18 protein-coding genes and 1 rRNA gene are annotated in these 20,585 nt (G+C 39.9%); 11 read left to right on the forward strand and 8 right to left on the reverse strand.

Annotated elements, in window-relative coordinates:
• The 8 genes from C6Y03_RS03620 to dnaA all read right to left on the reverse strand — a co-directional run.
• Positions 1–130, reverse strand: a 16S ribosomal RNA gene (locus C6Y03_RS03620); the annotation flags it as partial.
• Positions 131–495: 365 nt separating this feature from the next.
• Complete coding sequence (gyrA, locus tag C6Y03_RS03625) at positions 496–3,000, reverse strand: DNA gyrase subunit A (RefSeq protein ID WP_060597709.1); 2,505 nt, start codon at positions 2,998–3,000, stop codon at positions 496–498.
• Positions 3,001–3,232: 232 nt separating this feature from the next.
• Positions 3,233–5,149 (reverse strand): DNA topoisomerase (ATP-hydrolyzing) subunit B, encoded by a 1,917-nt coding sequence (gene gyrB, locus C6Y03_RS03630; RefSeq protein WP_095286181.1) that lies wholly within the window; start codon positions 5,147–5,149, stop codon positions 3,233–3,235.
• A 57-nt stretch (positions 5,150–5,206) separates the two neighbouring features.
• Positions 5,207–5,452, reverse strand: a complete 246-nt coding sequence (gene remB, locus C6Y03_RS03635; protein ID WP_008360920.1) for an extracellular matrix regulator RemB — start codon at positions 5,450–5,452, stop codon at positions 5,207–5,209.
• A gap of 17 nt (positions 5,453–5,469) precedes the next feature.
• Positions 5,470–6,582 (reverse strand): DNA replication/repair protein RecF, encoded by a 1,113-nt coding sequence (gene recF, locus C6Y03_RS03640; protein ID WP_106038840.1) that lies wholly within the window; start codon positions 6,580–6,582, stop codon positions 5,470–5,472.
• 16 nt (positions 6,583–6,598) lie between these two features.
• A complete protein-coding gene (gene yaaA / locus C6Y03_RS03645) occupies positions 6,599–6,814 on the reverse strand; it encodes a S4 domain-containing protein YaaA (protein ID WP_003215257.1) in 216 nt (71 codons plus the stop codon).
• A gap of 150 nt (positions 6,815–6,964) precedes the next feature.
• Positions 6,965–8,101, reverse strand: a complete 1,137-nt coding sequence (gene dnaN, locus C6Y03_RS03650) for a DNA polymerase III subunit beta (protein WP_034660670.1) — start codon at positions 8,099–8,101, stop codon at positions 6,965–6,967.
• Positions 8,102–8,297: 196 nt separating this feature from the next.
• A complete protein-coding gene (gene dnaA / locus C6Y03_RS03655; RefSeq protein WP_034660669.1) occupies positions 8,298–9,638 on the reverse strand; it encodes a chromosomal replication initiator protein DnaA in 1,341 nt (446 codons plus the stop codon).
• A 619-nt stretch (positions 9,639–10,257) separates the two neighbouring features.
• Here dnaA and rpmH point away from each other — a divergent pair.
• The 11 genes from rpmH (at position 10,258) to C6Y03_RS03710 (ending at position 20,580) form a co-directional block, all read left to right on the forward strand.
• Complete coding sequence (gene rpmH / locus C6Y03_RS03660) at positions 10,258–10,392, forward strand: 50S ribosomal protein L34 (RefSeq protein ID WP_008360908.1); 135 nt, start codon at positions 10,258–10,260, stop codon at positions 10,390–10,392.
• 78 nt (positions 10,393–10,470) lie between these two features.
• Entirely contained in the window at positions 10,471–10,830 is a 360-nt protein-coding gene (gene rnpA, locus C6Y03_RS03665) for a ribonuclease P protein component (RefSeq protein ID WP_034660668.1), read from the forward strand.
• Between the two features lie 158 nt (positions 10,831–10,988).
• On the forward strand, positions 10,989–11,771 hold the full coding sequence (spoIIIJ, locus tag C6Y03_RS03670; RefSeq protein ID WP_095286180.1) for a YidC family membrane integrase SpoIIIJ: 783 nt from the start codon (positions 10,989–10,991) through the stop codon (positions 11,769–11,771).
• Positions 11,768–12,391: an RNA-binding cell elongation regulator Jag/EloR gene (gene jag, locus C6Y03_RS03675; protein WP_066031460.1), complete on the forward strand. Its 624-nt coding sequence runs from the start codon at positions 11,768–11,770 to the stop codon at positions 12,389–12,391. The genes spoIIIJ and jag overlap by 4 nt, the downstream gene beginning before the upstream one ends.
• Before the next feature lie 402 nt (positions 12,392–12,793).
• Positions 12,794–14,173 carry a tRNA uridine-5-carboxymethylaminomethyl(34) synthesis GTPase MnmE gene (gene mnmE / locus C6Y03_RS03680; RefSeq protein WP_060597707.1) on the forward strand — a complete coding sequence of 460 codons (1,380 nt, stop codon included), beginning with the start codon at positions 12,794–12,796 and terminating at the stop codon, positions 14,171–14,173.
• Between the two features lie 17 nt (positions 14,174–14,190).
• Positions 14,191–16,077, forward strand: coding sequence for a tRNA uridine-5-carboxymethylaminomethyl(34) synthesis enzyme MnmG (gene mnmG / locus C6Y03_RS03685; protein WP_066031461.1), 1,887 nt, complete (start codon positions 14,191–14,193; stop codon positions 16,075–16,077).
• Between the two features lie 13 nt (positions 16,078–16,090).
• Positions 16,091–16,810: a 16S rRNA (guanine(527)-N(7))-methyltransferase RsmG gene (gene rsmG, locus C6Y03_RS03690; protein ID WP_034660662.1), complete on the forward strand. Its 720-nt coding sequence runs from the start codon at positions 16,091–16,093 to the stop codon at positions 16,808–16,810.
• A 105-nt stretch (positions 16,811–16,915) separates the two neighbouring features.
• Positions 16,916–17,791: a nucleoid occlusion protein gene (noc, locus tag C6Y03_RS03695; protein WP_034660661.1), complete on the forward strand. Its 876-nt coding sequence runs from the start codon at positions 16,916–16,918 to the stop codon at positions 17,789–17,791.
• A gap of 118 nt (positions 17,792–17,909) precedes the next feature.
• Entirely contained in the window at positions 17,910–18,734 is an 825-nt protein-coding gene (locus C6Y03_RS03700) for an orthopoxovirus pf05708 family protein (protein ID WP_106038841.1), read from the forward strand.
• Between the two features lie 237 nt (positions 18,735–18,971).
• On the forward strand, positions 18,972–19,733 hold the full coding sequence (gene soj, locus C6Y03_RS03705; protein WP_034620351.1) for a sporulation initiation inhibitor protein Soj: 762 nt from the start codon (positions 18,972–18,974) through the stop codon (positions 19,731–19,733).
• The gene (locus tag C6Y03_RS03710) at positions 19,726–20,580 is read left to right on the forward strand and encodes a ParB/RepB/Spo0J family partition protein (protein ID WP_106038842.1); all 855 of its coding nucleotides are present in this window, start codon (positions 19,726–19,728) and stop codon (positions 20,578–20,580) included. Before soj ends, C6Y03_RS03710 begins: the two co-directional genes overlap by 8 nt.
• Positions 20,581–20,585 lie beyond the last annotated feature (5 nt).

Genomic DNA, 20,585 nt, shown 5'->3' on the forward strand with positions numbered 1-20,585 from the left:
AGGTTACCCACGTGTTACTCACCCGTCCGCCGCTAACATCCGGGAGCAAGCTCCCTTCTGTCCGCTCGACTTGCATGTATTAGGCACGCCGCCAGCGTTCGTCCTGAGCCAGGATCAAACTCTCCGAAAAAGTACAAAACCGAAGTTTTGTTTTTCGTCAGTGTTTGACTGACTACCTATGATGTATCATAGGATTTTTTTATAAAAACTCGAATTAACAGGTACGTTTTGTCTTGTTTAGTTTTCAAAGAACTTGTGTGCCACTCTCTTAAAGCGACCACTTAAATATATCATGTATCTCTATCAACAGTCAACATTTTTCTTAAAAAACATTTTGTTTTTTTAAGAAGTTTTTACTGAGAATGAGATAAAAAATAGAGCCTCTTTTTGCTCCTTTGAAAGATTAACACATATCTATGAAAAAAGCATTATAAATTTCAAAAAAAATGATGTTATTTCAAAAAAAAATAAAGCCGGTGAAGAACCGGCTTCATTTTACTCAGGTTGCTCTTGATCTGACTCTATATTTTCTACGTTCTCTTCACTAATCTCTTCATCGTCTTCTTGTGATTGTTCAACTAATGCCACTGTAGCGACATGTTCCTCATCACCGAGGCGGATTAGGCGGACACCTTGAGTGACTCGACCTGTTGTCGAAATATCAGAAACGGCCATACGAATGATTACACCGCTTCCTGTAATAATCATCAAGTCTTCTTCTGCTTCAGCATTAGTTGCCTTCACTGTGACAAGCGGACCATTGTTATCAGTGATTTTGCACGTTTTAAGACCTTTACCTCCACGACTTTGAACACGGTATTCTTTTTCAGGGGTTAGTTTGCCATATCCTTTTTCAGTTACAATCAATACGTTTGCATCTGGCTCAAGGATTTCCATACCCACGACAATGTCATCTTCGGAAAGTGTGATACCTTTCACTCCAGCTGCCGTACGTCCCATTTCACGAACATCTGTCTCGTCAAAACGGATCAGCATCCCCTTTTTCGTTCCAATGATGATTTGTTTTTCTCCATTGGTTAAACGAACAGCCATCAGTTCATCTTCGTCACGAAGGCTGAGTGCAATAAGACCGTTGTTTCGAATGTTAGCAAACTGAGACAATGTCGTCCGTTTTGATACACCGTGTCTTGTTGTAAAGAAGAGATACGAATTTTCATCAAATTCGCTTACTGGAATAATAGCGTTAATCCATTCTCCCTTTTCTACTTCAAGAAGGTTAATGATCGGAATCCCTTTCGCTGTCCGTCCGAATTCAGGAATCTCATACCCTTTCGCACGATAAACCTTCCCTTTATTAGAGAAGAAAAGAATCGTATCGTGGGTCGATGTTGAAATCAACTGTTCAACGAAATCATCTTCGTTGGTTCCCATTCCTTGGACACCTTTACCGCCTCTTTTTTGACTGCGGTATGTTGATGCAGGGAGACGCTTGATATAACCATTATGCGTCAGCGTAATCACGATGTTCTCAACAGGAATCAAATCTTCGTCTTCAATTGTTTCAATACCCGCTGTCACAATTTCAGTCCGGCGCGTATCATTGAAGCGTTCTTTAATTTCTGTTAATTCTTCTCTAATGATTTCAAGTACTTTCTCATTGTCTGCTAAAATGGCTTTTAATTCAGCAATCAAATCAACAAGTCCTTTATATTCATCTTCTATCTTTTCTCGTTCTAGGCCAGTCAAACGCTGAAGTCGCATATCAAGAATGGCCTGTGCCTGTTTTTCAGACAAGCTATAGTTTTCCATCAAACCATTTCTCGCAATTTCCGCAGTTTGAGAGCCTCTAATTAAAGCAATGACTTCATCTAAGTGATCAAGTGCAATTCTGAGGCCTTCTAAAATGTGTGCTCTTGCTTCTGCTTTACGCAGCTCATACGCCGTTCTTCTGCGAATGATCACTTTTTGATGCTCTAGATAATATTCAAGACATTGTTTGAGGGACAAGACTTTCGGCTGTCCATCAACAAGTGCTAATAAGTTGATACCAAATGACGTTTGAAGTGTCGTTTGTTTATAAAGATTGTTTAATAGAACATGGACGTTTGCGTCTCTTCGCAGTTCAATGACAATACGCATACCATTACGATCTGATTCATCACGCAAATCTGTAATGCCATCAATCTTTTTATCACGCACAAGATCAGCAATTTTTTCAATCAAACGGGCTTTGTTGACTTGGTACGGGATCTCATTGATAACAATGCGCTGTTTTCCGCTAGATGTTTCCTCAATATTCGATTTTGCTCTTAATGTAATAGAGCCGCGCCCTGTTTCATACGCCTTTCGAATACCACTTCGGCCAATGATTTGACCTGCTGTTGGGAAATCTGGCCCTGGGATGATATCCATAAGCTCCTGTGTTGTCATTTCCGGGTTTTGACTGATGGCCAATACCCCATCAATCACTTCACCTAATTGGTGCGGCGGAATATTGGTCGCCATTCCTACAGCAATTCCTGTCGCTCCGTTGACCAATAAGTTTGGGAATCTTGCAGGCATCACCATTGGCTCTCTTTCACTGCCGTCATAGTTATCTTGATAATCAATGGTGTCCTTTGTGATATCACGGAGGATTTCCATAGAAATCTTCGATAGACGCGCCTCGGTATAACGCATCGCCGCTGCCCCGTCTCCATCGACTGAACCAAAGTTTCCATGACCATCAACTAACATATAACGATAGTTGAAGTCTTGCGCCATACGAACCATTGCTTCGTATACAGCGCTGTCACCGTGAGGGTGATACTTACCGATAACTTCCCCAACGATACGTGCAGATTTCTTAAATGGTTTATCACTTGTCATACCTAGGTCATTCATCGCATACAAAATTCTTCGATGCACGGGCTTTAATCCGTCTCGCACATCTGGTAATGCACGCGACACAATCACACTCATTGCATAATCTAAAAAGGACGTACGCATTTCTTGACTAATATTCACTTCGCGTACATTTGGTGTATGTTGTTCACTCACTATAAGAACCTCCCTTTACGTATCACATGAAATAAATTATGTGGGAGTAAAATATGTATTTATCTTCACAAGACTATTCTCCATTATATCAATAATCTCGTCTTTATACACATTTATTTACTAGAAAATCAACGAAAACACGGAAAAACAGGACATTGGTTATACGCCCCTATTTCTTGAAAAACAACCTTATTCCAAACAAGAAATAAGGTTGTTCTCAGTAGGGATCTATCTAAATATCGAGGTTTTTCACGTATTGCGCGTTTTCTTCGATAAAGTTTCTTCTCGGCTCTACTTTATCTCCCATGAGCATTTCAAATGTCTCATCAGCATCGATCGCATCCTCAAGTGTGACTTGAAGAAGTGTTCTCGCATCAGGATCCATTGTTGTTTCCCAAAGCTGAGTAGCATTCATCTCTCCAAGACCTTTATAACGCTGAAGTCCAGGTTTTGGTGTTTGAGGAAGTGATTTTAACAGCTCATCTAGCTGTTTGTCGTTATACACGTACTCAACACGTTTTCCTTGCTGCACTTTATATAAAGGCGGCTGTGCAATATACACATAACCGTTTTCAATAATTTCACGCATGTAGCGATAGAAGAATGTTAAAAGCAGCGTTCGAATGTGCGCTCCATCCACATCGGCATCCGTCATGATCACAACTTTGTGATAGCGAGCTTTCTCTAAAGTGAAGTCTTCTCCGATTCCAGTTCCTAATGCTGTAATCATTGAACGAACCTCGTTGTTCGATAGAATTTTATCTAGTCGCGCTTTTTCAACGTTTAGGATCTTCCCTCTTAACGGTAAGATCGCTTGGAAGTGACGATCACGGCCTTGCTTAGCAGATCCGCCCGCAGAATCTCCCTCTACGATATAGAGTTCAGAGATGGAAGGGTCTTTAGAAGAACAGTCCGCCAGTTTCCCCGGTAAGCTGGAGACTTCCAGTGCACTTTTACGTCTTGTCAGCTCACGTGCCTTTTTGGCAGCCATTCTCGCACGAGCTGCCATCACACCTTTCTCCACAATTTTCTTTGCAGCATCAGGATTCTCTAAGAGGAATTTCTCAAGTGCTTCAGAGAAAAGGGAGTCGGTAATGGTTCTTGCTTCTGAGTTCCCAAGCTTTGTCTTCGTTTGTCCTTCGAATTGAGGATCTGGATGTTTGATGGAGATAATGGCTGTTAAGCCTTCTCGCACATCTTCACCGCTCAAATTCGAGTCTCCATCTTTGAATACGCCATTCTTACGAGCATAATCATTGATAACACGCGTCAAACCTGTTTTAAAGCCTGCTTCGTGCGTTCCGCCTTCATACGTGTTGATATTGTTGGCGAAGGAATAGATGTTGCTTGTATAGGAATCGTTATATTGTAATGCCACTTCAATCGTGATTCCGTCTTTTTCACCTTCGATGTAAACGGGTTCTTCATGAACGACTTCTTTTGAGCGATTTAAATGTTCTACATAGCTCTTAATACCGCCTTCATAGCAGTATTCATTTCGTCGTTCTTTACCTTCACGTAAATCTTCAATAATGATGTTTACACCTTTTGTTAAGAAAGCTAACTCACGTACACGGTTGGCAAGTGTATCGTAATCAAATTCAATGGTTTCAGTAAAAATTTCTGGATCTGGCACAAAATGAGTGGTTGTCCCTGTAACATCTGTTTCACCAATGATCTCTAAATCTCCAGCTGGAACACCGCGTTTGAATTGTTGATAATGAATTTTCCCGTCACGATATACGGTCACGTCTAAGGTCGTAGATAACGCATTAACAACAGATGCCCCTACGCCATGCAGACCGCCAGATACTTTATAACCGCTGCCGTCAAATTTACCGCCAGCGTGAAGAACAGTCATAATGACCTCTACAGCAGGACGTCCCATTTTCTCATGAATCCCAACCGGAATCCCGCGGCCATTATCTTTCACTGTAATGCTATTATCCTTTTCAATTTGCACCGTAATATCTGTGCAATATCCAGCTAAAGCCTCATCAATACTGTTGTCGACAATTTCCCATACAAGATGGTGAAGTCCTTTTGCACTGGTTGACCCGATGTACATTCCTGGACGTTTTCTAACAGCTTCTAGTCCTTCGAGCACCTGTATCTGATTTTCATCATAACTATTATGTTGCTGTTCCATTGCCACGTACATTCACCTACACTTTTCTTAAACGATATATTTATATGAATTGAGCTTTTAGACTTCAATTTCAATCACAAATGAAGCACGTTTTTTGAGCGTGCTTGAGGAAAGAGGAGAGTAATAAACAGATTCAGTTGTGACGACGATGGATTTGGGTGTTCCTTGTGATAACGAAATGATTTGTTCTTCTTGTTTTTGGAGAAACTCTTCTACAACAGAAGACGACCTCATTTTGTAATCAACAATTGCGACAATCTCTCGTGTAGAAACAACACAATCATCACCTAAATGAATATACAAGACTCACACCTCATTTATCAGTCAATTACTTTTCCACTGGCTACTCTGAAAATTTCCGCTTCTTTCAAGGTGGCGTGATCGATGCCTTCAACACTTGTTGTGGTGACGAAGGTCTGTACACGTCCCTGAATGGTATGGAGCAAATGAGACTGTCTGTAATCATCAAGTTCAGATAAAACATCATCGAGTAGAAGAATGGGATATTCTCCGATTTCTTCATGTATCAGGTCGATTTCTGCCAGCTTTAGTGAAAGAGCTGTTGTTCTTTGCTGCCCTTGAGAGCCATATGTCTGAACATCCCGACCATTCACAAAGAAAAGAAGGTCATCTCTGTGAGGTCCCCACAGTGTCACTCCTCGGTCTATTTCTCTGTCTCTTAGTTTCTGAAACGATTCTTCATAGCTATTCTTTATTTTCGACAAGTCTGACGCTTCTGATACCTCTATCGAAGTCTGGTATTGGAGCGTGAGTGTTTCTAGCTCTCTAGAAATGCCAAAATGCAGCGGCTGCGCCCATTTCTCGAGCTGTTTCGTAAAAGTCAGTCGTCTTTTGACAACTTTCACTGCCGCATCAATCAACTGCTCTGTTAAAACCTCCAGCATCGCTTGATCCGTTTGCTTTCTTGTCTGCAATTGTTTCAAGTAATGATTCCGCTGAGAGAGGATTTTTTGATAGAGCGATAAATCATGCAAATAGACAGCAGAAACTTGTCCAATCTCCATATCGAGGAATCTTCTGCGGATTTGCGGGCTGCCCTTCACAAGACTTAAGTCCTCTGGTGCAAACATGATGGTGTTTAACGCACCAACATAATGACTGAGCTTCTGTTGTTCAATGTGATTGACCTTGCCCTTTTTCCCTTTTTTTGAGATCACGAGCTGCATTGGGAGTGGACCATTTTTTTTGATGACTCTACCTTCTATTTTAGCATAGTCTTGGTCCCATCGGATAAGTTCTTTATCATTTGACGTACGATGCGACTTTGCCATCGACAATACATAGATCGCTTCCATCAAGTTCGTTTTACCTTGGGCATTCTCACCGATCATGACATTCACCTTGTTGTCGAATTGAAGCTCAGTGTGTTCATAGTTTCTGTATGAAGTTAACGCCAGACTTTGAATGTACATGTATTGTCACCCGTTTCTAATTCACAACTTGAAATGTGCCATAACCTTCTATCTCGACAACATCTCCTGGGTATAGTTTGCGTCCCCGTCTATTATCTGGCTCTTGATTAATGAACACCTCATGTTCACTTAAAAACCATTTCGCCATTCCGCCAGATTGGATGACTTCGGCTAATTTCAAAAACTGCCCTAATGTAATCATTTCTTTCTCAATGGTTATAAGATTAGGCATTATATCGACCTCTTTCAATATCACTAATATCTAATTGTACTAAAAAACAAGACAAGAAGGAAAGGGGGAAAGCGAACTAGGATGAAAGAAAGCATGGTAAACGAGAAGAAAAGCTGCTGTGCACTCACACAGCAGCTAATTTAGATTGGATTAATATGTTCTGACTGGGAGAATCAACTGCAAGATTGAATCATCATTTGGCGTGCGCAACAGGAACGGTCTCATGGCACCAGTGAAGCTTACATGAATTTCTGTTCCCTCTAATACTTTTAACGCATCCAGCATATATTTTGGACTGAAGGAGATTTTGAGGTCCTCCCCTTTAATGTCATCCGCTTGAACCGTTTCGACTACTTTACCGATTTCAGGTGAATTAGAAGAAATCTCAAGGCTTTGTTCAGGATCAGCTGACAGCTTTACGACATTATTGCGTCCTTCTCTTGCCAAAAGTGATGCACGATCAATAGCTTGAAGGAATTCCTTCGTGTTGACCACGACATCCGTTTTACTTTCTTGCGGGATCAGGCGAGCTGTATCTGGATAATTACCATCCAGCAATCTTGAGAAGAACAACACGTTTTGTGCTTTAAAGAGAACTTGCGTTTCTGTAATCACGATGCTCACAAGATCTTGTCCGTCATCAAGGATTCTACTTAGCTCTGTTAAACTCTTCCCTGGAATTACGACATTGTATGAGCTTTCCTCGTCAATATCCAACTTCGCTTTTCTTAAAGCAAGACGGTGGCTATCCGTCGCTGTGCATATTAATTCACCTTTCTCCACCTTCCAGTTTACACCTGTCAAGATAGGTCGTGTTTCTGAGGTGGACACTGCAAAAACGGTTTGACGAATTAAGTTTTTAAGCAAATCTGTCGGGACTTGAAATGCATGATGCTCTTCAATTTGCGGCAGATGCGGATATTCCTCAGCATCTAAGCCGTTTAAGTTAAATTCCGCTGAACCAGAACGGATGATCGTGAGGTGATTTTGTTCTACTTCAATTTCGACAGTAGCCATTGGCAGTTTCTTCACAATTTCACTAAAGAAGCGGGCCTGAAGCACAATACTCCCTGGACGGTCAATCGTGATTACTTCTAAATCTCCATCTCTTTGAGGAATAAAGGATTCAATTGAGATATCAGAGTCGCTTCCTGTGAGAGAAACCCCCTCATCAGATGCAACAATTTTAATCCCTGTCAAAATAGGTATCGTTGTTCTAGAGGATACGGCCTTTAATACATCTTGGACACTTTCGACAAGGCGATCTTTTTGAATCGTGAATTTCATAGTGGTCCTCCTAAATTTTCTTAATGACATGTATATATATTTTATTAATAAAAATCGTAGAAGTAATAGTAGGGCTTGTGAATATGTGGATAAGTCGGTAAAAAGAAAGGAAAGACAGCCTATCCACATGTGGACAGACTGTGTATGACTATGCTCTAGTTATTCACATTTTCCCGTACTTATTATATCAGCTTGGTTATTTTAATTGTTCTTTGATTTCTTTCACATGCTGCTGAAGCTGTTCATCCTCAACCATTAATTTCGAAATCTTCTCATGAGCATGAATGACAGTCGTATGATCACGACCTCCAAATTCTTCTCCTATTTTAGGCAGAGAGGAATCGGTCATTTCTCTAGAGAGATACATGGCAATTTGTCTTGGATAAGCAACTGACTTCGTACGTTTCTTCGCTTTGAAATCCTCTAAGCGAATATTAAATTGCTGCCCTACAATTCTTTGAATATCTTTAATTGTAATGACTCTTGGCTTCGATGAAGGAATGATGTCCTTTAGGGCCTCAGCTGCTAGATCCGCATTGATGTCTTTATTAATTAAAGAAGAGTAAGCAACGACACGAATCAAAGCACCCTCCAGTTCACGAATGTTGCTGTCGATTTGATTGGCAATATAAAGCATGACTTCATTCGGAATGTCTAAGCCTTCTGCTTTTGCCTTTTTTCGCAAAATTGCAATACGTGTTTCTAAATCTGGCGGGGTAATGTCTGTGATTAAGCCCCATTCGAATCGAGAGCGTAATCTGTCTTCAAGTGTCGGAATTTCTTTCGGCGGCCGGTCACTAGAAATGACGATTTGCTTACTTTCTTCGTGAAGTGTGTTGAATGTATGGAAAAACTCTTCTTGTGTTTGTTCTTTTCCTGCTAAAAATTGAATATCATCTATCAAAAGCACATCTACATTCCGATAGCGATTACGGAAATCGACAGCTTTGTTGTCTCGGATTGAGTTGATAAATTCATTTGTAAATTTTTCAGATGATAGATAGACCACTTTGGCTGATGGATTATGGTCGATGACATAATGACCAATCGCATGCATCAAGTGGGTCTTTCCTAAACCAACGCCCCCATAAATAAAGAGCGGGTTATATGCTTTTGCCGGTGCTTCCGCAACTGCAAGTGAAGCGGCATGCGCAAATCGGTTGCCTGAACCAATAACAAAAGTATCAAATGTATATTTTGGATTCAGCATATTTTGTGGAATATCAACGGCCTCTTCTTTAGACATTTTTTTAATTGGAGACTTTGGCATGGCTTCCACTTCATCCTGATTTTGAGGAATAATAAATTTAATGCTGAGCTCTTCACCTGTCAGTTCGTAGATGGTATCAGCAATTAAGTGGAGATATCTTGATTCCAGCCAGTCTCTAGCAAATTCATTAGGTGCCGTAATTGTAAGCGTATCGCCTTGAAGAGAATGGGCTTTTGTCGATTTCATCCATGTCTCAAAACTGGGTTTGCTCAACTTTGTCTCTATTTTTTGAAGTGCTTTATTCCACAGATCCAAAATATTTTCCATAAGGCTTCTCCCCCCTCCTTTTCTTTATAAAATGACCAATATCAAACTGTTATAGAACACGAAAAAGAGCAAATGGTCATCACCATTCGTGCACATACGTTGTTGAAAACAAATAATATAGTAGAAAAACGTCTTTTCGACAAATTACACAGTCTGTGGATAAATAATTCAACAGCCTGTGTAATATCTTTCCACAGCTTATCCACAGTTTGTGGATAACGCAAATAGGTCAGATAAGTAATTAAGAGTTAAAACACAAATATAATATCAAAATAAACGAGATGGTGCAATGGGTGTCACAAACTTATCCACACACTTTACATCCTGTTGAAAAATAATTATCCACATCGGTTATTTGTGTGAAAAAAATGTCGATAATGGATGTGGATAGTCTAAATATGCCGGAAAAATATCCACACCCTTGTTTTGCAGGCCTTTTAGGAGGAAAAAAGAATAAAATGCTGGAAACTGAAAAAGAAGGTTTCTTCGTTTGATAAATTATGTTATGCTTATAAGGTTGATAATAAGAGTTTTATCATTGATATTGACAATCGATGGGTTACACAAATATAATGAGTTAGACTGTCTTAAACAGCTATTCCTCAGGGAGGTGTCATAAATGAAAAGAACGTTTCAACCAAATAACCGTAAGCGTAGTAAAGTTCATGGCTTCCGCAGCCGTATGAGTTCTAAAAACGGACGTCTAGTTTTAAAGCGACGCCGCAGCAAAGGTAGAAAAAAATTATCAGCTTAGGCCACTGAATAATGTCAGTGGTCTTTTTTACATAAAATCGTAAATGAACTGTCAGTTTTTATCGGAGTGGAAGAAAACATGAAGAAGCGAAACAGGCTAAAAAAAAATGAAGAGTTTCAAAAAGTGTTCAGAAAAGGTCAATCAATGGCGAATCGTCAATTCGTTATTTACCAGCTGGATCAACCAAATCAAGATGAACTGCGTTTGGGATTGTCTGTCAGTAAGAAGATTGGTAATGCAGTGATGAGAAATCGAATTAAACGACTGATCCGCCAGGTGTTTTTAGAAGAAGGTCATAAGTTAAAGCAAGAAAAAGACTACATTGTCATTGCAAGAAAACCAGCAAGTGAATTGACCTTTGAAGAAACAAAGAAGTCTCTCCAACATTTATTTAGAAAATCCGCTGTTTATCAACAACAACCGAAAAAGTCTTCGTAATAGAAACTTTCGTTGAATCAATTTTTAAAAGCGCTTCCTTCATCTAGTGAATTAAAATGAAACCACCACTTTGTAATGAAAAAATGTTACCATACTGATTAGGTGAGTCACTTTCGTAATCAATTCCAACTTAAATAAAGTTTGAAGTAATGGGAGGAATCTTGTTGAAAAGGCGATTATTACTAATATTTAGCTTGATTGGCGTGTTGGTTCTATTGGCAGGATGTACACAAATCAATGAACCAATCACATCAGATAGTAAGGGATTCTGGAATTCTTATATTGTTTACCCGCTATCTCAATTAATCACGTACATGGCAAATTTGACTGGTGAAAACTACGGGGTTGCGATCATTATTGTGACACTGTTAATCCGCTTGCTCATTCTACCATTAATGATTAAGCAGTTAAGAAGTACAAAAGCAATGCAAGCATTGCAGCCTGAATTGAAAAAGCTTCGTGAAAAATATAGCTCTAAAGACCAAAAAACTCAGCAGCAGCTTCAGCAGGAAACAATGGCCCTTTTCCAAAAAAATGGCGTCAATCCATTAGCTGGATGTTTCCCGATTTTAATTCAGATGCCAATCCTAATTGGTTTTTATCATGCGATTATGAGAACAGCAGAAATTAAAAAGCATACATTCTTATGGTTTGACTTAGGCAGTCCAGATCCATTGTTCCTATTACCGATCATTGCGGGGGTAGCTACTTTCATTCAGCAAAAACTGATGATGGCTGGAAATCCTTCGGACAACCCTCAAATGGCTATCATGCTATGGGTTATGCCGATTATGATCATTGTATTTGCCATTAGTTTCCCAGCAGCACTTTCATTGTACTGGGTTGTAGGTAACATTTTCATGATCATCCAAACATTAGTGATTAAAACTCCTCAAGTAAAATTGGATACAAAAGAAAAAGCTGGCGGGAATAAAAAATGAAGGAAATAACTGCTGTCGGTCGCACAATCGAAGAAGCAGTAGATTCCGGACTTAAACAAATTCAACTTCTAAAAGAAGAAGTAGATATCACAATAGTTGATGAAGGAAATAAAGGTTTCTTAGGATTATTTGGCAAAAGACAAGCTGTAGTCAAGTTGATAGAAAAGAGAAATGCTCTTAAATTAGCTACACAGTATTTAGATAATATTGTTAAATCAATTGATCCTAAAGCGAAGATTGTTTCCAAAAAGGAACCGAAAAAGATTTCTTTCCACATTGATGGAGATAAAACGTCATTAATGATTGGAAAAAGAGGACAAACTTTGTACTCTTTAGAAACATTGGTACAGTTAGTGTTTAATCGCTATTCTGATCAGTATCATCATATTACCATTGATATTGGAGATTATAGGAAGAAGCGACAAGAAGCACTTGAACAATATGCCATCAAGACAGCAAACAGAGTTTTAAAAACGAAGAGAAAGGTTCATTTAGAACCAATGCCTTCTAATGAACGAAAAGTAATTCATGATACGATCGCCGCATTTTCTAAAGAACTTGCAACGGCATCGGAAGATACAGGCAGCAAGCGTCATGTTGTGGTGCTGTATAAAAAATAACAGAAAGGCTAGAATTCAGCAAAGCTGGATTTTAGTCTTTTTTTATTGAAAAATTGTCTTTCTATAGAAGATTCATCCTTTATTTCTAAAAAATTAGTGTGTGATATGAGTGGAAAACACCTTTTTTACAAGTAAGCAAAGGGATCAGGGCGTTTAAATTTATTGGATTTCGGTGTAAGATGTGAAGATAAGTTTAGAACGTCGTTATTCACATGTGGATAAGTTAAGTGTTAAAATAGATAGGATGCAAAGCTGTGGATAATTAGATATGGGATACTTTCACTTCGCTTTCATTTATGGTATCTTTAAATTTTGGATTAAGCGTTTTTAATATAGAGATGGACAACGTCCATTTAATAGATAAAAGACTGTCTATTAAGTAGAGAAAGAGGTGATTGAGTGATGGATACAATTGCAGCCATTTCTACACCGATGGGTGAAGGAGCAATTGCGATTATTCGTTTAAGTGGGCCTGATGCGGTACAGATCGCTGATCGGATGTATAAAGGGCCTAAGGAGAAAAAACTTGTATCAGTGGATTCCCATACAATTCATTATGGTCATATTGTGGATTCAAGTACTGATCAAGTAATAGAAGAGGTCATGGTGTCAGTACTTCGAGCGCCAAAAACATTTACGAGAGAAGACGTTATTGAGATTAACTGCCATGGCGGAATTGTAACGGTCAATAAAGTATTGCAGCTTGCTTTAAGAGAAGGAGCAAGATTAGCGGAGCCAGGTGAGTTCACAAAACGTGCTTTCTTAAATGGAAGAATAGATCTTTCGCAAGCAGAGGCTGTCATGGACTTGATTCGGGCAAAGACTGATCGTGCGATGAACGTAGCAATCACTCAAATGGAGGGACGTCTCTCCGGTTTGGTTCAGCGACTGCGCGGCGAGATCCTAGAAACACTGGCGCATATTGAAGTCAATATTGACTACCCTGAGTATGACGATGTTGAAGAAATGACACATCGCGTCTTAGTGGAAAAAGCGACATCGGTCAAAAAAGAAATTGAGTCGCTGCTCTCGACTTCTCAGCAAGGGAAAATCCTTCGAGAGGGCTTATCCACTGTGATTATAGGAAGGCCGAATGTTGGAAAGTCTTCCTTGCTGAATAGCCTTGTACAGGAAACAAAGGCGATTGTCACAGATATTCCTGGAACTACCAGAGATGTCATTGAGGAATATGTGAATGTAAGAGGTGTACCTCTTCGTCTAGTCGATACTGCGGGTATACGTGAGACTGAGGACATTGTTGAGCGTATAGGGGTTGAACGATCTAGACAGGTCTTAAAAGAAGCTGACCTGATTTTACTTGTGCTCAATTATAGCGAAGAATTATCAGAAGAAGATATGAAGCTTTTTGAGGCTGTCTCAGGTATGGATATCATCGTGATTGTGAATAAGACAGACCTTGAGCCTAAGCTTGATGTAGAAAAGGTCAAGCAGTTAGCGAAGGATCGTCCGGTCGTCACCACATCATTATTACAAGAAAAGGGCATTGATGAGCTTGAAATGGCGATTCAATCACTGTTCTTCACTGGATCAATTGAAAGTGGAGATTTAACGTATGTAAGTAATACAAGGCATATTGCCCTCCTTCAGGCAGCAAAACAATCAATTGAGGATGCTCTTGAAGGCATTGAAATGGACGTACCGATCGACATTGTTCAAATAGATTTAACACGCTGCTGGGAACAGCTCGGTGAAATTATAGGAGATGCTGTTCATGAAAGCTTGATTGATCAGCTATTCTCTCAATTCTGTTTAGGAAAGTAAAGGGAGGAACATAAGAAATGGGTTATGAAGCTGGCAATTATGACGTAATCGTCGTGGGTGCCGGTCATGCTGGGGTTGAGGCTGCTCTTGCTTCTGCAAGACAGGGCGCTAAAACACTTGTATTGACTATCAACCTCGATATGGTTGCTTTTATGCCATGTAATCCGTCCGTAGGCGGTCCTGCAAAAGGGATTGTCGTTAGAGAAATTGATGCACTGGGCGGAGAAATGGCACGAAATATAGATAAGACGCATATTCAAATGCGCATGCTGAATACGGGGAAAGGACCTGCTGTCCGTGCGTTAAGAGCGCAAGCAGATAAGTTCCAATATCAGCATGAAATGAAAAAAACAATGGAAAATGAACCGAACCTGACAATGCTTCAAGGTATGGTGGATCATTTAATTGTAGAAGATGATGAATGTAAAGGTGTCGTTACCCAAACAGGAGCAAACTATCGTGCGAAGTCTGTTGTATTAACGACTGGGACTTTCTTAAAAGGCCGCATTATTTTAGGGGATCTATCGTATTCAAGTGGTCCTAATAACCAGCAGCCATCAATCAAATTATCGGATCACCTAGCAGAGTTAGGATTCGATTTGGTTCGCTTTAAAACAGGAACACCTCCTCGAGTGAATAGTCACTCGATTGACTATAGTAAAACAGAAATTCAACCAGGTGATGATGTTCCGCGGGCGTTCTCCTATGAAACGGTTGAATATATTACAGACCAACTGCCATGCTGGTTAACATATACGAGTTTAGAAACACATCAAATTATTGATGAGAATCTTCACCGTTCTCCAATGTATTCAGGTATGATTAAAGGAACTGGTCCTAGATACTGCCCTTCCATTGAAGATAAAGTGGTTCGTTTCAATGACAAACCGAGACATCAAATTTTCTTAGAGCCAGAAGGTCGTAATACGCAGGAAGTGTATGTTCAAGGATTGTCTACAAGTCTTCCAGAGGATGTACAGCAGCGCATGCTTTCCACCATCCCAGGGCTCGAAAATGTACAAATGATGAGAGCGGGTTATGCCATTGAGTATGATGCAATTGTGCCTACTCAGTTGTGGCCTACACTTGAGACGAAGAAAATTTCTGGATTATATACAGCGGGCCAAATTAATGGTACATCTGGCTATGAGGAAGCAGCAGGTCAAGGAATTATGGCAGGTATTAATGCAGGAAGAAAAGCATTGGGTAAAGAAGAAGTCATTTTAAGCCGATCTGATGCATATATCGGTGTTCTCATTGATGACCTTGTCACAAAGGGAACAAATGAACCTTACCGTCTTTTGACATCCCGTGCAGAGTATCGTTTGCTTCTTCGTCATGACAATGCGGATTTAAGATTAACTGAACTTGGCTATCATATTGGATTAATTTCTCAAGAAAGATTCCAGACATTCCAGCAGAAAAAAGAAGCCATTGAAGCAGAGAAAAAACGTTTATATTCTGTCATCATCAAACCTACAGCAGAGACACAAGAATTTATTCGTTCACTTGGTGGAAGTGAGCTGAAGGACGGTATTCGTGCAAGTGATTTGATGAAGCGTCCAGAAATGAACTATGAATCTGTTGTGACGTTAGCTCCTGCTGAAACACCACTTCCTTCTGATGTGTGTGAGCAGGTAGAGATTCAAATTAAATACGAAGGATATATTGAAAAGTCACTCCAACAAGTTGAAAAGCTGAAAAAGATGGAGAACAAAAAGATTCCTGATCGTATTGATTATGATGCCATCAAAGGGATTGCAACTGAAGCGAAACAAAAGCTGAAAGAAGTCCGACCGCTTTCTGTTGCACAGGCTTCTCGTATTTCAGGCGTTAACCCTGCTGATATTTCTATCCTTTTAGTATATTTAGAGCAGGGACGTATTGCGAAGATAGCAGAATAGAAAGGATGTCGGCATGAACATTGAACAATTTACAGCAGCACTAGAGGAGAAAGGAATGACTCTTTCTCCTGTGCAGCTTGAACAATTTGAAACTTACTTCCGCATGCTTGTAGAATGGAACGAGAAAATGAATTTAACGTCCATTACTGAAAAGGAAGAAGTGTATTTAAAGCATTTTTATGATTCAATTTCAGCAGCATTTTTTATTGATTTTCACAAAGTGACGACGATTTGCGATATTGGAGCTGGTGCTGGTTTCCCAAGCATTCCTCTTAAAATTTGCTTCCCTCATCTACATGTAACCATTGTTGATTCTCTTCAGAAACGAATTACGTTTCTCAATGAGTTAGCAAAAGGGTTAAACTTACAAGATACTACTTTTTATCATGATCGTGCGGAGACGTTTGGACAACGTAAGGAAAAGCGTGAAAGCTATGATCTTGTCACTGCTAGAGCGGTTGCGCGTTTATCCGTCTTGAGCGAACTATGTCTGCCCCTTGTAAAAAAGGAAGGATTGTTTGTTGCATTAAAAGCATCTGCCGCTGATGAAGAAATGCAAGCAGGGAAAAAAGCTGTTACTGTCCTCGGAGGAGAGGTTGTTGAAAAGCATTCCTTTGTTCTTCCTTTAGAAGAAAGCGAACGGAACATCATTGTCATTGAAAAGAAAAAGCAAACACCAAAAAAATATCCTAGAAAACCAGGAACACCTAATAAATCACCAATAGAAGGTTGATCATGTAAAAGGTCGGTTTTTCTTCAATATTTAAGATTTTACAGAAGGAAAAAACATGAGAAAATAGAATTATAAAAAGGTAGTTTTTAAAGGTGGTGTAGGTTCATGAAGCATTCACTCTCACGCTTCTTCGGGCTTGGTGACAAAGAACATCCTGAGCGTGAAACCGAAATAGAGGCAGAGATTGCTGAGCATGATACATTAAAGGAAGAGATACAGGAGCTCCCGGTCGACACAATTATGCCAAACCGTTTTCAGCCACGCACCATTTTTTCAGAAGAAAAGATACATGAGCTGGCCACGACGATTCATACCCATGGCATTATCCAACCTATTGTTGTCAGACCAACAGAAGAAGAAGGTAAATATGAACTGATCGCCGGCGAAAGACGTTGGAGAGCGGTACAGACTCTTCAATGGGAGAAAATCCCCGCTATTATAAAAGACTTTACTGATACGGAAACGGCATCTGTGGCATTGATTGAAAATTTGCAAAGGGAAGAGCTGTCTGCTATTGAAGAGGCTCATGCTTATGCACGTCTTTTAGAGCTTCATGATTTAACACAGGAGGCGCTTGCTCAGCGTTTAGGCAAGGGACAATCAACTGTTGCAAACAAATTAAGACTTTTAAAGTTGCCTGAAGAGGTACAACAGGCCATTTTAGAGAAAAAAATCTCTGAAAGGCATGCACGTTCACTTGTACCCCTAAAGCTTCCAGAATTACAAATCGCGCTATTGCAGGAAATCATCGAAAAGCAGCTGAATGTAAAACAGACTGAAGAGCGTGTAGTGAAAATGCTTGAACAAAAAACAGATCGCAAACCGAAGCCAAAACGTAAGGCGTTTAGTCGTGATACACGAATTGCGATGAATACCATTCGTCAGTCTCTCCATATGGTAGAAGACAGCGGGCTTAAAATAAATACCGAGGAAGAAGAGTTTGAGGAATATATCCAATTAACGATTCGGATTCCTAAATAGAAAAAAGCTGATGAGAGCCACTCGTCAGCTTTTTTTATTGGTTCCACATTATATTTACTTATTATTCATAAATTGGTAAAATGTGATTTTCATAGAAGAAAGGAGGTGACATGACTCGATGAAAATGAAAAAGACGAAATTTGTTATTATTTGTTATTTACTATTTTCTTTTTCTCTTTTTACAAATGAAACAACCATATTTGCTGTGAATTCGCCAACGGCTCCTGCAGAAGAAAGCCCGCTGGCCAAAAAAGAACTGAACGTTCTGAAGAAACAAGGTGTTGTTTCTAAGGAGGTCACTTTACAGCAATTAAATCATGAGCATGAGTCTCAGGACGACACAATTGACTTGATTTCAGCTAGCGATGATTTGAAGGATTATGGCTTACAACAAAACAAGCAGGATGAGTTGGTAACGGATGAAAAGCCGCACACCATCAAGCACCTTTTAGGAAAGCCGTATCCTGGTACCGATATTATGCCTAAAAAAGGAGATATATTGGTGACAAGTACTGATGCTTTGAAGGGTATCGTTGGACATGCAGGTATCGTCATTAATGAGAAAAGCTTTGCTTCTATTCCAGGGTTTCGACAGCATCCTCAGCTTGATTCCATTCTTAACTGGTTTCGCTATAATGCCAATACAAAGGTAATTCGGATTAATCAAGAGGAAACAGCAGACCTGGCAGGGGAATGGGCGCACGATTATGTGAAAACTCATCCAAAGGCTCGATACTCCATCACCCTGTCAATTCAATCACTGGACCCGACTTATTGTTCAAAGATTGTGTGGCAGGCCTATGCCAAAACAGGTGACGCTTTGGGACATGCGACATATACCATTAAAACCCCCTACGGATTCTTAAAAAAGAGAAGCTATCATACAGTGACTCCTAAAGTCATTGTGAACGAAGGCCGTAAAATTGGTGGATTACATTTTTGACATGTGCCCCTCACTTTTGATGAAAGTGAGGGTTTTTTATGCTTGTCTTTTCCACCAAAAAGATATATCGATATATTTTTTAAACCGTTTTGGTTCGTCCTTTCATGTACGAAAATAGACATTTGCTGACGAATATATAATGGAGAAACAAAAAAAGCAAACGTTTCATACTTTTTTTGATAGAATAGGAAGTATGAATAAAATGAGAAACTTGTTAAGTTGAAAGTGGGTGACATCGTGGGGAAAATCATAGCGATTACCAACCAGAAGGGCGGCGTCGGGAAGACGACAACTTCTGTTAATTTGAGTGCGTGTTTAGCATACATAGGTAAACGAGTGTTGTTAGTTGATATTGATCCGCAGGGCAATGCCACGAGTGGTATTGGGATTGAGAAGGCCGACGTAGAGAAGTGTGTGTATGATATTTTAGTTGATGATGCAGATGTCCTTGATGTGATTAAGACGACAGAGGTCGAAAATCTTGATGTCATTCCTGCGACGATACAGCTTGCAGGGGCTGAAATAGAGCTTGTGCCTACGATTTCACGTGAAGTGAGATTGAAGAGAGCACTTGAATCTGTTAAGCAAAATTATGATTATATGATTATTGACTGCCCGCCATCACTCGGATTACTGACGATTAATGCGTTAACAGCATCCGATTCCGTTTTAATCCCGGTACAGTGTGAATATTATGCGCTTGAAGGATTGAGCCAATTGTTAAACACAGTTCGTCTCGTGCAGAAACATTTAAATACTGATCTTGCCATTGAAGGTGTCTTGCTGACAATGCTTGATGCACGAACAAATCTTGGGATTCAGGTCATCGAAGAAGTGAAGAAATACTTTAGAGATAAAGTCTATCAGACCGTGATTCCGCGAAATGTGAGACTGAGTGAAGCGCCTAGTCATGGGAAACCGATTATCTTGTATGATCCACGTTCAAGAGGTGCAGATGTCTATTTAGACTTAGCAAAGGAAGTGGATGCGAATGGCTAAAGGTCTTGGAAAGGGTATTAATGCACTATTTAACCATGTAGACTCAAATGAAGAAATGGTCGAAGAAATCAAAATAAAGGATTTGCGTCCGAACCCTTATCAGCCAAGGAAAACGTTTGATGATGATGCATTGTCTGATCTGAAAGAATCAATTCAGCAGCACGGTGTTTTACAGCCGATCATTGTCCGTAAATCGATTAAAGGATATGACATTGTAGCAGGAGAGCGCCGTTTTCGTGCAGCGCAACAAGCTGGTCTGACAACAATTCCTGCGATCGTTAGAGAATTCTCAGAAACGCTGATGAGAGAGATTGCCCTTTTAGAAAACCTGCAGCGCGAGGATTTATCTCCATTAGAAGAAGCGGAAGCCTATGCTTCCTTACTAGATCATCTAAGTGTGACGCAAGAGGAATTAGCGAAGCGATTAGGGAAGAGCAGACCGCATATTGCGAACCATCTCCGTCTTTTGACTTTACCGGATGAAGTACAAAAGCTGATTGCAGATGGAACATTATCGATGGGACATGGAAGAACATTGCTTAGCTTGAAAAACAAAAATAAGCTAGCGCCATTGGTAAAGAAAATCGTGGATGAGGGGTTAAACGTACGCCAGGTTGAGAAACTTGTTCAGCAGTTAAACGAAAATGTTCCACGTGAAACAAAGAAAAAAGAAGCACCAAAGGATCGAGTGTTGAAAGAAAGAGAGTCTTTCTTACAAAACTACTTTGGCACTTCAGTGACGATCAAGAAACAGAAGAAAAAAGGAAAAATTGAGATTGAATTTCTCTCCAACGAAGATTTAGAAAGAATCCTCGAATTGCTTTCTACGAGAGAATCATCAGAGTGACCATC

The sequence above is a fragment of the Bacillus sp. LNXM65 genome (assembly GCF_002998575.1).
Taxonomy (GTDB): Bacteria; Bacillota; Bacilli; order Bacillales; family Bacillaceae; genus Bacillus.

Excerpts from the sequence above, each read along its gene's own strand:
- mnmE (WP_060597707.1), top strand. The coding sequence starts at position 12,794 with ATGGATACAATTGCAGCCATTTCTACACCGATGGGTGAAGGAGCAATT.
- mnmG (WP_066031461.1), top strand. The coding sequence starts at position 14,191 with ATGGGTTATGAAGCTGGCAATTATGACGTAATCGTCGTGGGTGCCGGT.
- yaaA (WP_003215257.1), bottom strand. The coding sequence starts at position 6,814 with ATGCCTAATCTTATAACCATTGAGAAAGAAATGATTACATTAGGGCAG.
- jag (WP_066031460.1), top strand. The coding sequence starts at position 11,768 with ATGAAGGAAATAACTGCTGTCGGTCGCACAATCGAAGAAGCAGTAGAT.
- rpmH (WP_008360908.1), top strand. The coding sequence starts at position 10,258 with ATGAAAAGAACGTTTCAACCAAATAACCGTAAGCGTAGTAAAGTTCAT.
- dnaA (WP_034660669.1), bottom strand. The coding sequence starts at position 9,638 with ATGGAAAATATTTTGGATCTGTGGAATAAAGCACTTCAAAAAATAGAG.
- gyrB (WP_095286181.1), bottom strand. The coding sequence starts at position 5,149 with ATGGAACAGCAACATAATAGTTATGATGAAAATCAGATACAGGTGCTC.
- recF (WP_106038840.1), bottom strand. The coding sequence starts at position 6,582 with ATGTACATTCAAAGTCTGGCGTTAACTTCATACAGAAACTATGAACAC.
- noc (WP_034660661.1), top strand. The coding sequence starts at position 16,916 with ATGAAGCATTCACTCTCACGCTTCTTCGGGCTTGGTGACAAAGAACAT.
- dnaN (WP_034660670.1), bottom strand. The coding sequence starts at position 8,101 with ATGAAATTCACGATTCAAAAAGATCGCCTTGTCGAAAGTGTCCAAGAT.
- C6Y03_RS03700 (WP_106038841.1), top strand. The coding sequence starts at position 17,910 with ATGAAAATGAAAAAGACGAAATTTGTTATTATTTGTTATTTACTATTT.
- rsmG (WP_034660662.1), top strand. The coding sequence starts at position 16,091 with ATGAACATTGAACAATTTACAGCAGCACTAGAGGAGAAAGGAATGACT.
- C6Y03_RS03710 (WP_106038842.1), top strand. The coding sequence starts at position 19,726 with ATGGCTAAAGGTCTTGGAAAGGGTATTAATGCACTATTTAACCATGTA.
- rnpA (WP_034660668.1), top strand. The coding sequence starts at position 10,471 with ATGAAGAAGCGAAACAGGCTAAAAAAAAATGAAGAGTTTCAAAAAGTG.